The organism is Candidimonas nitroreducens, from assembly GCF_002209565.1.
GTDB classification, from domain to species: domain Bacteria; phylum Pseudomonadota; class Gammaproteobacteria; order Burkholderiales; family Burkholderiaceae_B; genus Candidimonas; species Candidimonas nitroreducens.
On record NZ_NJIH01000007.1, the window covers coordinates 1 to 15,562 of the forward strand.

Below are 15,562 nucleotides of genomic sequence, written 5' to 3' on the forward strand. Positions count from 1 at the left end.
TGTAGAGTATGGGTGCTTTGGGCGGCGCCTTGTAGGGCGGCTGGCTGGCAGCCTCGCCCAGTTGTTCCAGGGTCTGGCGGTAGTTCAGCAGGGCGCCCACCACGGTGCGGGGCTGCCCGCCCGCGGCTGCGGCCGCAAGGGCGGCATAGTCCAGGCCGGCGCTCATGGCTGGCCTTCCTGCTGGGCCGCGGCCCTGGCTTTCAAGTAGTCTCGGTAATTGTTGTGCTTGTAGTTCAGCACCGGGTCGGCTTCGTCGATCTGCAGGCTCAGGCCCAGCGGCCGCGCGGCCATGATGGGCGCGGTGGCCTCGCGCAGCGCGGCGAAGACGCGCTCGCCCAGCTGCGTCTTGGTCTGGAGATCGCGCCCGTGGCCGATCTTGAGGGTAAGATGGACAAAGGCGTTGTCGGGGTGGCCGTCGACGATCAAGTAGTCGTCGATGCAGATCCCACGGGTGCGGGCGCCCGCCAGGGGGAAGACGCTGCCGTCGCCGATGGCGGCGTCCTGGATGGTCTTCATCAGTTTGCGAACCTCGAGCTGCGGGCGCAGGTTCGAGGAATATTCGATCCAGATATGGGGCATTCTTTCCTCCTTCCATAATCTTCCAAACGTATCTCTATATGCCATGCCCATCACGGCAAAGGCACGGCCTACTGCTTCTGGACACCGGCCTGCCGGATCACACCCTGCCAGCGCTGCGACTCGCTGCGCATGTAGTGGCCGAACTCGTCCGGCGAGTCCCCCGTCGGCTCCACTCCGACTTTTTCAAAGCGCTGGCGTAGCTCGGGCCCACTAAGCGCCTTGTTGACTGCGGCGTTCAATTTGTCAATGATGCTCGACGGTGTGCCTTTGGGCGCCACCAACCCATACCAGCCCACAACGTCAAAACCCGGGTAACCCTGTTCGGCCACTGTGGGCACCTTGGGCAGCAGCGAATACTTCTTGCCGCTAGTAACGGCCAAAGCCTTGAGCTTTCCGTTTTTTATATAGGGCAGTACCGACACCGGGCTGGCGACCATGACTTCGACACGCCCCGCCAGCACATCGCTCAATGCCTCGCCCGAGCCTTTGTACGGAATGTTGATCATGTTTATCCCTGCCGTGGACTTCAAGAGTTCTCCGGCCAGAAATGCCGCGCTTGCGCCCGTGGCGTAATTCAAGTGCGTAGGACTCGATTTGGCAAGAGCAACCAATTCATGCAAGGTGTTCGCCTTCAGCGAAAGATTGGCCACCACCACGTAGGGTTGGTTGGATACCAGGGAAATAGGCTGGAAATCCTCTGCCGTGTATCGTGCGCTTTTGTATAGCCAGGGATTCATGGCAACCGTAGCCTCGATAGCCAGCAGCAGAGTCTGCCCGTCTGATGCTGCCTGCTTGCCGGCTATGGTGCCGATGATGCCATTGGCACCGGGCTTGTTGTCGATGATGATGGCCTTTCCAAGTTCGGTGGCAAGTTCCCGGCCCAGTATCCGGGAAACAATGTCGGTACCGCCCCCAGGGGCGAAAGGCACTATCAGGCGTACAGGGCCAGTGGGATATGCAGCTTGCGCACCAAACGCCACCAGCATTCCGGCGACGACATACAGCAGCCCCTGCAACCTTGCTTTCCAAGAGCTCATGATCATGGCTAATTCCTCCTCGGGGTCGTACGAAGTCAACGAGATTGGGCGAACAATGCGTCGATCCGAGCTTCGTACGAGTGGTAATCCAGAAATTTGTAGAGCTCCTCGCGCGGCTGCATGATGTCAAGCACTTCTTTCTGCGTGCCTTGATGCCGGATTGCCTCATATACCTTCAGTGCCGCCGCATTCATGGCCCTGGCCGCAGACAGCGGATACAGCGCGGCGGCCACCCCCGCCTCGGCCAGCTGCTGCACGGTGAAATTGGGCGTCTTGGAAAACTCGGTGATATTGGCCAGTAACGAATACGGCCGCTGCAAGTGGTTTGCAAACGCCCGGTATTCGTCCAATGTCGTGCAGGCCTCAGCGAAGATCATGTCCGCCCCCGCTTCCATGTAGGCCCCGGCGCGATCCAAGGCACCCTCCAGCCCCTCTATCGCCAATGCGTCGGTGCGGGCAATGATGACGAACTGCGGATCGGTGCGCGCGTCGACGGCGGCCTTGATGCGATCCACCATTTCTTCCTTGCCCACGACTTCCTTGCCCGGGCGGTGGCCACAACGCTTGAGCTGAACCTGATCTTCCATATGAAGCGCGGCAGCACCGTCTTTGATCAACCCTTTCATCATGCGGGCAATGGTGAACGCTCCACCAAAGCCTGTGTCCACATCCACCAGCACTGGCAAGTCGCAGGCGTCCGTCACCCTGCGCAGATCAGTCAGCACGTCCGTCAGATTGGTGATCCCCAAGTCGGGTAGCCCATACGAGTAATTGGCAACGCCGGCCCCGGCTAGATAAATTGCCCGATAGCCCAGAGTCTTGGCCATCATCGCCGTGTATGGATTCAATGTGCCCACGATCTGCAGCGGAGCTTCTTCGGTAAGGGCAGTGCGAAAACGAGCGCCAGGTGTGGCGTAGGAAGGCGAAGCGCTACTCATTGCATTCTCCATTTATATTCCATAATATGAATTAAAATTTATCGCAAAAAACCCGATAAGCGTGAAATTTCGACAACAATACGCTTTGGATAGCTTTTTCATCAAGTAATCTTGTGCTTTTTATTTTCACAATATGGAGTATCCATGCAGGGTGCGCAAAGTCTGGAACGAGCCATACTCATTCTTCGTGTAGTTGGCCATCACAATCGCAACGGCGTGCGGCTCACAGACGTGGCGGTCGCCACATCACTGCCGCAACCGACCGCACATAGAATCCTGAGCAGCCTCGCCGCCAAGGGGCTGGTGGCTCAAGACAAAGAGAGCAAGCGGTACTTCCTAGGCTCGGTACTGGCCGAATTCGGCATTACCGCGGCTGAACGATATGACTTCATCGATCTGTGCAAGCCCTCGATGGGCCGCCTGGCCAGCGAAAGCGCAGACACCGCTTTCGTTTCCAAGCGCAGCGACATGGATCTCATTTGCCTGGACAGGCGGCTGGGAACCTTTCCCTCCAAGGCTTTTGTACTGGATGTGGGAGTGCGAAGGCCTTTGGGCGTGGGGGCAAGCGGGCTGGCCCTGCTGCTGGGCCTGCCGCTGGACGAGGCGCGTTGCGTGCTGCAGGCCAACGCCAAACTGATCGGCCTGCTGCAGATGCAGGATATCGACGCGGCGCTTGCCGACCTGGCCCGCTTTTCCCTACAAGGCTATGCCTTGCACGACAGGCGGGACACCGATGTACGCTCGATGGCAGTGCCCATCCGCGATGGATACGGGGTGCCTTTTGCGTGCTTCAGCATTTCGGCCTCTACGGCCAGAATGCCCGCACAGCGCATCCCGAGCATTGTGACGCTACTCAAGCGCGAGGCAGCCTGGGTACAGTCGCTGATCAAGGCCGGCCAAGCGCCGGAAGTCATTTTCTGAACTACTGCCGGAGCACTGCACACATGAACAGAGCTTCGGCACGGAGCGAGCGTACCCCACTACCTTAGCAGCCCTCGATTTCCGTTTCGTCGACACCCCACGCGGCGCCCTTCCAACAATGGCGCAGCAAATCGCACCGCGCAGCCCGGCGGCAGACGAGCCGCAGAGAGCTGGAACGGTCAAAAAACGCAGCGCCGCCGCGGGCTGGCACGCGGCTTACGCGGCGGCACGCCGCACATTCAGCCAGCCCTTGAGCGACGCGATCACCATCGGAATAGCGCCGAAGACAATGAATATGATGTCGCCCGGCAGCCGCAGCCATTCGATCAGGTGCTGGCGCGGGGAGCTTACATAGGCCAGGCTGCGCGCGTGCCAATAGCCGTGCTGCACCACATCCCAGGTCTGCAGCACACCGCTGGGAAACAGGCTCATCACCACCATCAGCGCCAGGCCTATGTTGGCGCCCCAGAAGCCGACCTTGATGTATTTCTCGATGCCGCGCCACTGCGCGTCATTGGATGTCTGGCGCAGCACGAACACCATCAAGGCAAGCGCCAGCATGCCGAACACACCCATCATCGAGGCATGGCCATGGTTGGGCGTCAGCTGGGTGCCGACCTCGTAGTAGCTGACGATGGGCAGATTGATCAGGAAGCCGAACATCCCGGCGCCCGCGAAGTTCCAGAATCCCACGGCCATCAGGTAATAGAACGTCCATTTGTGCGGCACCGTGCGCGGCCTGCCGTTGGCGTCCGGTTGCCCGCGCGTGGTATGGACAAAGTCCCAGGCATCCAGCGTCAGCAGCGTCAGCGGCACCACTTCCAGCACCGAGAACAACGCCGACATGGCCATGTTGAACTGGGTGTGGCCGACGAAATACCAATGATGGCCGGTGCCGATCAGGCCGCCCAGGAAATACAGGATCGCGTCCAGGTAAATGACTCTGAGCGCCACATTGCGATTGGCAATGCCCATCTGATAGAACATCAGGGCCACTACCGTAGTGGCGAAAAATTCGAAGAAACCTTCTACCCAGAGATGGATGATCCAGAAGCGCCAGGTCTCGACCACGGTGTAATTGGTATGCGCGCCGAAGAACAGTGCCGGCAAATAAAACACCGGGATGGCGACGGCCGCCCACAAGAACATTCGCACGATCGGGCGGGCCGCCACATTGGGCACCCTGGCGGGCCGGCACATATTGAACAGCAGTACGAACCAGGCCACCAGCCCAAGCACCAGCAGAATCTGCCAGAACCGGCCGATTTCCAAATATTCCCAGCCCTGGTCGCCCAGCCAGAACCAGGCATCGCCCAGCAAATTGGACATGCCGGCCCATTCGCCCAGCAGGCTCAGGCCGATCACGGCCACGAACGCGGCGAACAAGATGTGCGCCCAGATCGCGAAGCCGCGCGGCTCATCGGTGCGCAAAGACCTGCCCAGGAACAGGGCGGCGGCGACGTAGGCCGTCGCAATCCAGAATATCGCGCTTTGCAGATGCCAGGTGCGCATCAAGTTGCTGGGGAATATGTTCTCGAGCTGAAAACCGTAGAAGCTGCCCGGATCGGCGCGGTAATGGGCAGTTGCGCCACCCACCAGGGTCTGCATCAGGAACAACAGCGCCACGACCACAAAAAACTTGACCAGCGCGCGCTGCCCGGGGCTGGCCTCGCCGGGCACGATATCGGCGCGCGGATAATTCCCGCGCGACACCCAGCCCAGATAATCGAACTTGCCGAACATCAGCAGCACGGCGGCGATACCGGCCAGCAACACCAGCAGACTGAGCGCGCTCCATAGCAGCGCGCCCGGGATCGGCGTATTGCCAACGCTCGGATCATAGGGAAAGTTGTTGGTATAGGAATAGCCGTAGCCGGGGCGATTCGCCACCGAGGCCCAAGCCGCCCAGGCGACAAAGGCACTGAACTGGCGCAACTCGGACGGATCGCCGATCAGGCCGGGCTTGAGGCCGCCATTGGCTTCGGGATGCTTGAAGTAATCCGTCCAATACGCGATTTGCTGATTCCAGGCCTGCGACTCCGCGGGCGTCAATGGCAGCACACCGGTAGCGGGATCATAGTGGTTGGCTTTCAGCGCGACCGCAACCTGGGCCTGTATCGCGGCCTGTTGCGCCGGATCGAGCTTTGCAAACGCCTCGCCATATTGATGCTGAGCCATCGCTGCGGCGGCGTCTTTGCCCATCTGGTGCAAGGCCTCGGCGGAATAATCGGGCCCCAAGTAGGCGCCATGCCCCCATACCGACCCATTGTCCATCAAGCCGTACTTGAGAAACACGCCCTGCCCGGCACGAATGTCATCACCGGTGAACAAGGTCGTGCCATGGGCGTCGACCACCTTCTGGGGTATCGGCGGCGCATCGCGATACCCCAACGCAGTGATCGCGATCAGGATCACCAGGCCGAACAACATCACGCCCAGGATCGAACGCACCCACCAGCGGGAAAGCTCGGATTCCTCGTTTTCAGTGATCGGAAGCGTAGCAGCCATGGCAATCCCCTTCTTTCTTGTCAAGTAAATGCGGCACGCAGATCGCGGAGTATTTCACCGATTAGATGAAATATACGCTGGGCGTGCCGAAGGGGCCGTACTAACTGAGTGCTTAGTGAGGGTTTTGGTGGAAAACCAACATGCCCGGCGGGCGCCGACGCTGGCGCCGCCCACCCGCACCCGGGATGCCTCAACGCATCACGAATGGATTACCCGCGACCGCGCCGCTGTTGATCCACACCGATTTGGTCTGCAGATACTCGCGGATCGCATCGATGCCGTTCTCGCGCCCCAGCCCCGAATCCTTGTAGCCGCCGAACGGCGCCATGAAGCTCACCGCCCGATACGTATTGACCCATACCGTGCCGGCCTGCAGGCGTTCGGACATACGGATCGCTCGGCCAATGTCGCGAGTCCAGACGGCCGCGGCCAGGCCGAACCGCACATCGTTGGCGATGCGCAACGCGTCGGCTTCGTCCTTGAAGCGGATGATCGACAGCACGGGCCCGAACACTTCTTCCTGCGCAATGCGCATGTCGTTGCGTACACCGGTGAATATGGTCGGCTGCACGAACCAGCCCTGGCCGCATTCGGCACCTTCGCCTTTGGCGCCGCCCAGCACGGCAGTAGCGCCCTCGGCACGGGCGATATCGATATAGTCCAGTACCTTCTTGTATTGCGGCGGCGTGGTGACCGGGCCGACCTGCGTGTCGGGACTCATCGGGTCGCCCATGCGCGCCGTACGGGCAACCGCCAGCAGCCGCTCGACAAAGGCATCGTGGATGCCCTCTTGCACCAGCAGCCGCGACCCGGCAATGCAGGTCTGGCCGGTGGCCGCGAAAATGCCCGAAATGGCCCCGTAGACCGCCTGCTCGATATCGGCGTCGTCGAACACCACGTTGGGCGACTTGCCGCCCAATTCCATGGACGCGTGCTTGAGCAGGCGGCCGGCCTGCTCGTTGATGCGCCGGCCCGTGGCATCGGAGCCCGTGAAACTGACCTTGGATACCAGCGGATGCTCGACCAGCGGCGAGCCCACCTCGGCGCCGAAACCGGTCACGACGTTGAACACGCCCGGCGGAAACCCCGCTTCCTCGAACAGTTCGGCGAACTCCAGCGTCGAAGCCGAAGTGAATTCCGAGGGCTTGGCCACCACCGTGCATCCGGCCGCCAACGCCGGCGCCAGCTTCCAGGCCAACAACAGCAAGGGGGAATTCCAGGGCGTGATGGCCGCCACCACGCCCACGGGCTCGTGGCGCGTGTAGGCGAAGTAGCCTTGCTTGTCCAAGGGCAGCGTGGCGCCCTGCACCTTGTCGGCCAGCCCGCCGTAATAATAGAACCACTGCGGGACGTAGTTCAGCTGCCCGTGCATTTCGGCGATCAACTTGCCGTTGTCGCGCACCTCGGTTTCGGCCAGCCGCTTCGCATCGCGCGCGATCAGGTCGCCCAGCTTGCGCATCAAGGCGCCGCGCTGGGTGGCGGTCATTTGCGCCCAGGGCCCCTGCGTCAGGGCCTGGTGCGCGGCCTGCACGGCGCGGTCGACGTCGCGCGCGTCACAGCGCGGAATCTCGGCCCAAGTCGCGCCCGTGTAGGGATTTTGCGTCTCGAACCAGGCACCGCCTTGCGGCTCGCACGCCTGGCCTGCAATACGAAGTTGGTAGCGTTTCACTTTCATGGTCTCCCACATAGGTATCCGGGCGCGGCGGCTCGCCTTGCCTCGCTTGTGCAGCTGATGGCCCGAGCGCTGCGCCTAAAAAGGCCGCAGCCCCAACGCCGCCCTGAACCGATTCTTTATATACGGCCCGTCGCGCGGCGGCAAGGTGCGCGGCGGCTCGTCGGCCTCGATGAACACCTGCGCAAAAACCACCCCCGCACGTGCCTCGATGCGCTGCCGGATCTCGGCACTGCCGTCCAGGCTGTGCGCGGCAAAGGCATCGGCAATGCCGAAACCCCTGGCTACCGCCACGAGATCAGTGCCCAGGCTGGAATGGCTGCGCTGCATGCCGGTTTCACCGAAATGGCCGTTGTCCAGCACGACTATCGTCAGGTTCTTCGGCTGCTTGGCGGCCACGGTCGCCAGGCTGCCTATGCCCATCAGTTGCTCGCCATCGCCGGTCAGCACTACCACCGGCTTGTCGCGCTGCGCCAGAGCCAGGCCCAGCCCGAGCGGCACCGCGCCGCCCATGGCGCCCCACAAATAATAGTTGCGGTCGCGGTCGCCCGCCGCAAAAGCATCGTACGCGGCGGAACCCAGGCCGGTCACGACCAGCGCATCGGGCAGATCCCGCAGCAGGCGGCTGACGAACTCACGGCGGCTGACGCGCGCCGGCTGTTGTATGGCTGAATTCATTAGTTGCGCTCCCATTTCTTGCGTCCGATCAGATTCTGGCCCAGCAGCACCGCGACCCGGTCGCCGGCCTGGAATGCCGCGTCGAACCCGGCACTGACGATCTCCTCGGCTTCGTCGGCATGCGTCACGCGCAGCACGTGGATGCCCATGAGTTCCAGCGCGGCCTGTGTCGCCCTGCCCATGGGAGCCTGCCAGTGATTGAACTCGGCATATTCGCCGCGCATGGTCACCAAGGTAAAAAACGGGACATCCGCGGCCTGCAGCAGCGAAAACATATTGACGCAATTGCCCACGCCGCTGCTTTGCATGAGCAATGCGGCGCGCTGCCCGCCGAGCCAGGCGCCGCAGGCTAGCGCCACACCCTCTTCCTCGGTGGTCAGGACAATGTCTTCGATTTCAGGGTCGGCGATGGCGCTGCGGATAACGTGCGAGTGGCCCGCGTCGGGCACATAGGCGATCTGCTTCGTGCCGCCCTCTTTCAGGACACGGAAGATGGCTTGTTGCCATAGCGGCGCACCCGTATCGGGTGGCGGGACTGAGGTAGCGTGTGTCATGGTCGATTTGAGTCTTTCAGAAATACGCCAGAGTCGGCGCGGGTGATTTGCCTAATGGAATTCTATATTTAGATAGAATTTCTTCTGAAATAGAAATTTTTGATGGAATAATTACTTTTCCTGATCGAGGCAGCCGGGGTGGATTTTCGACAACTGAAGGCCTTTCTCACGGTGGCCGAGACAGGCAACGTGACCCGTGCGGCGCAGCTGCTCAACATCGTACAGCCCGCGGTATCGCGCCAGATACGCCTGCTGGAAGAAGATCTCGGCACCCAGCTGTTCGAACGCGGGCGACACGGCATGGCCCTGACCGAAGCCGGCAAGGCGCTGGTGGAATATGGCCAACGCGCCATGCTGGAGCTCGAACGGGCACGCACTGTGCTGAAAAGCTCTGAAACCCGCATCAGCGGCCTGGTCACGGTCGGGCTGCTTCCCAGCACCAGTGACATTCTGGCAAGCGCGCTGGTAACCGCCGTAGCACAACAGCATCCCGGCATACGCGTGCGAATCGCGATGGGCTACGCGGGCACCCTGCTGCGCTGGCTGGAAGCCGGCGAAGTGGATACCGCCCTTCTGTACCAGGCGGAACGATCGAGCGAGATCCAGACCACGCCGCTCATCCAGGAGCCGCTCTGGGTGGTCGGCCCGCGAGACAGCGGCTTCAAGCGCAACAAACCGGTACCGCTGTCCAAGCTCGTCGGCCGAAAATTCATTCTTCCCAGCGCGCCCCACGGCATCCGCACACTGGTCGAACACGCCTGTCGGGCAGCGGACGTATCGCTGGATCTGTCCGCGGAAACCAACGCGCTGAGCGTCCAGCGCAGCCTGGTGCTGGGCGGCCATGGCCTGACGATTCTCCCTCCCATCGCGGTAGCGGAAGATCTCGCCCAGGGCCGGCTGTCCGGTGCACCCATAACGGATCCGGACATCACGCGAACCATAGTGCTAGCCCTGCCGTCGAACCGCTCGACCGGCCGGCACATTCGCAGCGTCGTGGATATTCTCGAGCAGGAAATGCAGCGTGGAGTCCGGTCTGGATTATGGCCGGAGAGCCGCTGGTTGGCGGGGTGAATTCCGGTAACACCGGCAAACCGGCCTCGGCAAAGTCCGGTGCCCCAACATATGCCCATAATGAGCTATCATACTATAGATATCAATTTAGATTTCTTTATTGTTAACTATATATTATGCTATAGCCTCGCCTCGGGGCACAGGCTCCGGCACCTATCGCCACTACTGGAGGAATTCCTCATGACTATCAAGTTTTTCGGCCTGCTCACACACGAACATTCGAGCGAAACCATTCCCAAGCAGCCCGGCGGGCCCGTCATGGACATCGACTATATGGTCAAGCAGGCTCAAGCGCACGAGGCAGCGGGCTTCGACCGCATTCTGGTCGCGCATCACTCGTCCAATCCGGACGGCATCCTATTGGCATCACATCTTGCGCAAAAAACCGAAAAACTCAAATTCATGATCGCCCACAGACCGGGTTTTATCGCGCCTGCCTATGCTGCGCGCATGTGGGCCACCTTCGACAATCTTTACCCCGGCCGTGCGGGAATACACGTAATCTCGGGTGGCAACGACGCAGAACAGCGCTCGGACGGCGATTTCCTCGACCACGATGCCCGCTACACTCGCACCGACGAATGGCTGGAAGTATTTCGCAAGACACTCACCGCCCCCACTCCCTTTGACCATGAGGGCAGTTTTTTCCGCTACAGCAAGGCCTATTCGAGGATTAAGGCGCTGCAACAGCCCTACCCACCCGTCTTCTTCGGCGGCGCATCGGACGCCGCCGTGGCCATCGGAGCCAAACACGCCGATATATGGGCTTTGTATGGAGAACCCTTGGACGACACTCGTCAAATGATTTCCCGCATTCGCAACGCCGCGACACTCGCGGGGCGTGACCCGGCATCGATCAATTTCGTTGTTTCATTCCGCCCCGTCGTCGGCGACACCGAGGCCGACGCGTGGCGCAAGGCCGACCAGATCATCGAGCGCATCAAGGAACTCAGGGGCGAGGCCTTCGGAACGACTAAAGGCGCAAAGCCGGACGCAGTAAGTTCGCAGCGCCTGCGCGATATCGCGGCGCAAGGGAAAGTCCGTGACAAACGCCTGTGGACCGAAGTTGCGGCAGCAGTAGGAGGTGGATCCAGCACCACCGGGCTCGTCGGAACGCCCGAGCAGATTGCCGACTCTCTGCGCGACTATCACAAGTTAGGCATATCGAACTTTCTCATCAGAGGATTCGATCCCGCCGCCGACATACAAGAATTCGGCCAAGGCCTAATACCCGCAGTGCACGAATTGCTCTCCCGGGACGAAAAGGCCGCGGTGGGTGCCTGAAAGCCGGGTTCTATCAAGAGCCGTGCTGTCACAACACGGCTCGACCCACAACGACTCAACTCTGTTGAATATTGCCTTTGTCGATTACTTCGGCCCATTTTTTGGACTCTTTTCTCAGGAACTCCGCAAATTCCTTCGCATCGATAGGCATCGGAATCACGCCACGCGCGGCGAGGTAATCGTTGATCTCTTTTTCTTTGAGTAATTCCAGAACGGCATTTTGGATTTTCGATACGACTTCCGGTGGAGTTCCGGCAGGCGCCAACAAACCATTCCACTCATAAGTTTCGTAGCCTGGCACTCCGCTCTCAGAGACCGTCGGCACATCCGGCAGCAGCGGCGAGCGCTTGGCTGAGGTCACGGCAATAGCACGGATTTTGTTCGACGTCACCAGCGTGTAATTGGCAGTCATGCCTGCCACACACCAGTCGATTTGGTTCCCCATGAGCGCGACCACCGAGTTGGTGCCGCTTTTGTATGGCACATGCAGCATGTCGAGGTTCAGCCCTTGGCGCAGCAATTCTGCCGACAGGCGCTGTACTGTCCCTCCTCCACCCGATCCGTATGTCAGCTTGCCAGGATGTGCCTTTGCGTCGGCCACCAATTCGCCTATCGTTTTGATCGGGGAATCGGGAGGTACGAGCACCATCTGCGGAGCACGCAACACACCCACGATCGGCTCAAAGTCGTCGGGGCGAAAAGGCACCTTGAACAGATGCGGGTTTATGGAAAACGGCGTGGCATCGTACAACAGCGTATATCCGTCGGCCGGCGCCTTGGCCACATAACCTTCGCCAATTATGCCGCTCGCGCCGGGACGGTTCTCGACGACGAAGTTGCCCCCAAGCTTTTTTTCTAGCGCTTGAGCCACCTTACGGGCGATCGGATCTGCGCCTCCCCCAGGGTTATAGGGCACTACGATGGTCACTGGGCGATCCGGGTAACGTGCGAAAGCAGCTACCGATATCAGGGAAAAGGCCAGAGCAAGGAAACGGATCAATTGTCTCATTTATAGTCCATTTGATTGGGTCGCAGATTTTGCGGTCAGATTAGTTATCTAAATTGTTTACTTTATGTCAGCCCATATTAACATACTACAGTCTTATATTGATAACTGAATAGTATACAATATTGTAATTTAAAACCCAATGCACAGCTCTGTCGCTTCCAGGGAGCAATTAATGCCAAAGATACCCGACCGGCCCCGCACCGCCCTCCACGAGCTGTCCACGCAGGCAGGGCTCGGCACCGCTCTCCTAGACGGCGTTTCGCTGACCGGGGATGACCCCATTCTGCCGCTGGCATATCGAGTCGCCGCGCCGGGTGCCGCAGCCATCGCAGCCTGCGCCGCGATGGCCGCACGCCTGCTGAAGTTTCGCACCGGCGTGTCTCAAGAGATCCACGTCGACGTGCGGGCGGCGATGGCCGCCCTGCGCAGCTCACGCTACCTGTGCATCGACGGCCTGCACCGCAAAGACGGGACTCACCCTGTCACCGGCTTCTATCAGTTGAAAGACAAGAGGTGGATTTACCTACACTCGAATTTTTTCAATATTCGCGCCCGCAATCTATCCGTGCTGAGATGCGACCCTTCACCCGACTCTATCGCCCGTGCCGTATCCCTATGGAACGGAGAAGCACTGGAAGATGCAATCAACGCTGCGGGAGGCTGCGCATGCATGGTTCGCAGTGAGGCCGAATGGAGCGCCCATCCGCAGAAGCCGGCGGCAGCTTCCACTCCGCTCGTCGAGATCGTGAAGATAGGCGAAGCACCCGCCGAGCCGCTCCCTGCAGGAGGCCGCCCACTAAGCGGAGTTCGGGTACTAGACCTCACACGTGTACTGGCCGGCCCCACTTGCGGCAAGACGCTCGCCGAACACGGCGCCGACGTGCTCAGGGTCAACCGCGAGGATCTAGCATCTTCCGGAGGCTCCGACTTCGACACTGGCCTGGGAAAACTCGCAACGTTCCTGGACTTCCGCGACAGGGGCCAGGCATACAAACTGAGGCAACTCATTGCTCAAGGCGATATATTCAGTCAGGCCTACCGGCCGGGAGCCCTGCAGAGCCACGGCCTTGCGCCGCAAGACCTAGCCGAAATCCGCCCGGGTATTGTCTATGTCAGCCTGAATGCCTGGAGTACGGCAGGCCCCTGGCGGGATCGGCGCGGCTACGACACCATCGTGCAATCCGCCAATGGCATGGCATGGCGCGGCCAAGATGCCAAACCTGCATTCCTGCCGGTATCGGCGCAGGACTACATATCTGGCTATCTGATGGCTTTCGGCGCCATGGTCGCGCTGGAGCGCCGATCCACCGTGGGGGGAAGCTGGCTGGTGCGCGTGTCCTTGGCCCGCACGGGCCAATGGATCAGAGACCAAGGCCTCATGGAACCGGGCGAGTGGCGCGACGTTCCCGCCGAGTTCCCGCCATCCGAGCTCTCCACATTCCTAATGGAGTCAGACTCGCCAGTTGGCAGGCTGCGCCATCTAGCGCCGGTAGCACAAATGTCGCTTACGCAAGGGCACTGGTGCAGGCCCGCGGTGCCGCTGGGCAGCCATCCGGCGCAGTGGCCGCCACGGCAGTAGGCTAGGTGTCAAATGCACCAGTACAACTGGCTGGGATTATCAACTAGGATTTTTTGCCGGATCTGATCATCCGGCGCCCACAACGACAGCTGCTCGACGAGCGCCGCGCCATCCGGCTTTTGCCCTACTGCGCCGGTATGCGGCCAATCGGTTCCCCACAGCATGCGATCCGGCGCCTGACTCACAAGTTCAATTGCCATTTCATTCACATCGGCGTAATTGGGGTAGCCCGCCTTCGATTGTATATAGACCGCCGATAACTTCACATAGGCGTTCCCAGTGTCCAGCAGGCGACGTATGACATCCATGGTGGCGCTGCGTTCACCTTCCGGTTGCGGCGCATACCCGAAATGATCGATAACCACGGGTGCAGCGAGCTGCTTGAGCACATCTTCCCAATCCACAAGCACTTCCTTGTTGCGCTCACCCACCATTTGTACATGCCAGCCACGGTCTGCGGCGCGGCAAGCCATCTTGCGAAGTTCGTCGGGAGTTACCCCTTTTCCCTTCATGAAGTAGTAACGCAACCCGCGCACGCCCGCCTCATGCAGCGCATCAAGCTCGCCGTCGCTGATTTCCGGATCAACAATCGCAACACCTCTCGCCACATCCGTTCCCAAGCGGCCCAGCGCGTCGAGCAACGCCCCGTTATCTGTCCCATAGCTGGAAGGCGCCACGATGACGCTGCGACTGATTCCAAGCCGCTTCTTGAACAGAAGATAGTCCTCTACTTCGGCTCGGGCGACCATTGTTCCACTTTTTTTTGGAAATGCAGGCGAAAAAAGATGGTGATGGCAGTCGGTCGCCCCCAGGGGCAGCGGCGTCTTTGGTGGTCGACTGCCTGAAGAATTTGGGGCCTGCAACGTCTGCCCATGCACAAGGTTTTTATTTGAACTCATGGCTTTCCTGGAAGGTGACGGGAGGTTCGGACGCAACCAACATGGTTCAAGTCGGCCGCCTGTTAAATATAACATTATTGATCACTATATAGTTGACAATTTTTAACGACACGAACACAATGACGGCGAACGAATTTCTCAAGGGGCTACGATGGCAACCGGATTTAAAGTACTGAAACGAAAAAATGCAGTCTCGAGCGAGCTGGTGAGACGTTTTGCGCGCCTACCGGTGGCAAACGTAAGCGATAGCATGTGGCGACTGACCGCTGGTGGTGCGCGCTTGCGCCCTTTGCACGCAGGCGGTACGCTTGCCGGCGCCGCAATAACGGTAAAGAGTTGCCCCGGCGATAATCTAATGGCGCATATGGCCCTGAATATCGCAGGCGAAGGTGACGTGATCGTCATCGACGCGGGAGGCGATCTCACCAATGCCATCATCGGCGAACGAATGATTGCCTACTGTGTCGCCAAGAAATTTGCCGGCATCGTGGTCAACGGGGCGATTCGTGATTTGGGTTGGGTGAAGAATCAGCACTTTCCCGTTTACGCGGCCGGCATCACTCATCGCGGCCCATACAAGAACGGGCCGGGAGAGATCAACGTCCCCGTTGCCATCGACGGCATGGTCATCGAGCCGGGCGACCTGATATTAGGTGATGACGACGGGTTGCTTTGTGTGCCGCTAGGCCAAGCCGAACAAGTGTATAAGCTAGCACTGAAAAAATACGAAGAAGAATCCAGTACCTTCGACCAGATCGGCAAAAGCGACAATCAAGAAGCCAAGTACCGCAAACTACTGCTCGAGCTGGGCTGTGAATTCGAGGAATAACGCG

At 60.1% G+C, this 15,562-nt stretch carries 14 protein-coding genes; 5 read left to right on the forward strand and 9 right to left on the reverse strand.

Features of this window, described 5'->3' with window-relative positions:
• Window positions 1-162 precede the first annotated feature (162 nt).
• From CEY11_RS12140 to prpB, 3 genes are all read right to left on the reverse strand, one after another.
• Window positions 163-579, reverse strand: a complete 417-nt coding sequence (locus CEY11_RS12140; RefSeq protein ID WP_233154856.1) for a 5-carboxymethyl-2-hydroxymuconate Delta-isomerase — start codon at window positions 577-579, stop codon at window positions 163-165.
• 68 nt (window positions 580-647) lie between these two features.
• The gene (locus tag CEY11_RS12145; RefSeq protein WP_088603676.1) at window positions 648-1,622 is read right to left on the reverse strand and encodes a Bug family tripartite tricarboxylate transporter substrate binding protein; all 975 of its coding nucleotides are present in this window, start codon (window positions 1,620-1,622) and stop codon (window positions 648-650) included.
• A 29-nt stretch (window positions 1,623-1,651) separates the two neighbouring features.
• Window positions 1,652-2,554, reverse strand: a complete 903-nt coding sequence (gene prpB / locus CEY11_RS12150; RefSeq protein ID WP_088603677.1) for a methylisocitrate lyase — start codon at window positions 2,552-2,554, stop codon at window positions 1,652-1,654.
• Window positions 2,555-2,698: 144 nt separating this feature from the next.
• Between prpB and CEY11_RS12155 the strand changes: the two genes are divergently transcribed.
• The gene (locus CEY11_RS12155; RefSeq protein WP_088603678.1) at window positions 2,699-3,475 is read left to right on the forward strand and encodes an IclR family transcriptional regulator; all 777 of its coding nucleotides are present in this window, start codon (window positions 2,699-2,701) and stop codon (window positions 3,473-3,475) included.
• Window positions 3,476-3,691: 216 nt separating this feature from the next.
• Here CEY11_RS12155 and CEY11_RS12160 read toward each other — a convergent pair whose 3' ends face one another.
• From CEY11_RS12160 to CEY11_RS12175, 4 genes are all read right to left on the reverse strand, one after another.
• On the reverse strand, window positions 3,692-5,983 hold the full coding sequence (locus tag CEY11_RS12160) for a nitric-oxide reductase large subunit (protein ID WP_088603679.1): 2,292 nt from the start codon (window positions 5,981-5,983) through the stop codon (window positions 3,692-3,694).
• Between the two features lie 190 nt (window positions 5,984-6,173).
• Complete coding sequence (locus CEY11_RS12165) at window positions 6,174-7,652, reverse strand: aldehyde dehydrogenase (RefSeq protein ID WP_088604014.1); 1,479 nt, start codon at window positions 7,650-7,652, stop codon at window positions 6,174-6,176.
• 81 nt (window positions 7,653-7,733) lie between these two features.
• Window positions 7,734-8,333, reverse strand: a complete 600-nt coding sequence (locus CEY11_RS12170) for a thiamine pyrophosphate-dependent enzyme (RefSeq protein ID WP_088603680.1) — start codon at window positions 8,331-8,333, stop codon at window positions 7,734-7,736.
• Window positions 8,333-8,887, reverse strand: a complete 555-nt coding sequence (locus CEY11_RS12175; RefSeq protein WP_088603681.1) for a thiamine pyrophosphate-binding protein — start codon at window positions 8,885-8,887, stop codon at window positions 8,333-8,335. The genes CEY11_RS12170 and CEY11_RS12175 overlap by 1 nt, the downstream gene beginning before the upstream one ends.
• A gap of 138 nt (window positions 8,888-9,025) precedes the next feature.
• Here CEY11_RS12175 and CEY11_RS12180 point away from each other — a divergent pair, with 138 nt between their 5' ends.
• Both CEY11_RS12180 and CEY11_RS12185 read left to right on the forward strand, forming a co-directional pair.
• On the forward strand, window positions 9,026-9,958 hold the full coding sequence (locus CEY11_RS12180; RefSeq protein ID WP_088603682.1) for a LysR family transcriptional regulator: 933 nt from the start codon (window positions 9,026-9,028) through the stop codon (window positions 9,956-9,958).
• A 60-nt stretch (window positions 9,959-10,018) separates the two neighbouring features.
• On the forward strand, window positions 10,019-11,242 hold the full coding sequence (locus tag CEY11_RS12185) for an LLM class flavin-dependent oxidoreductase (RefSeq protein ID WP_408608123.1): 1,224 nt from the start codon (window positions 10,019-10,021) through the stop codon (window positions 11,240-11,242).
• 55 nt (window positions 11,243-11,297) lie between these two features.
• Here the strand turns inward: CEY11_RS12185 and CEY11_RS12190 are convergent, their stop codons facing one another.
• A complete protein-coding gene (locus CEY11_RS12190; protein WP_088603684.1) occupies window positions 11,298-12,251 on the reverse strand; it encodes a Bug family tripartite tricarboxylate transporter substrate binding protein in 954 nt (317 codons plus the stop codon).
• 172 nt (window positions 12,252-12,423) lie between these two features.
• Here CEY11_RS12190 and CEY11_RS12195 point away from each other — a divergent pair, with 172 nt between their 5' ends.
• Entirely contained in the window at window positions 12,424-13,830 is a 1,407-nt protein-coding gene (locus CEY11_RS12195; RefSeq protein ID WP_158215290.1) for a CoA transferase, read from the forward strand.
• A gap of 8 nt (window positions 13,831-13,838) precedes the next feature.
• Here the strand turns inward: CEY11_RS12195 and CEY11_RS12200 are convergent, their stop codons facing one another.
• Complete coding sequence (locus CEY11_RS12200; RefSeq protein WP_158215291.1) at window positions 13,839-14,729, reverse strand: amidohydrolase family protein; 891 nt, start codon at window positions 14,727-14,729, stop codon at window positions 13,839-13,841.
• Window positions 14,730-14,880: 151 nt separating this feature from the next.
• Between CEY11_RS12200 and CEY11_RS12205 the strand changes: the two genes are divergently transcribed.
• A complete protein-coding gene (locus CEY11_RS12205; RefSeq protein ID WP_088603687.1) occupies window positions 14,881-15,558 on the forward strand; it encodes an RraA family protein in 678 nt (225 codons plus the stop codon).
• Window positions 15,559-15,562: the final 4 nt, after the last annotated feature.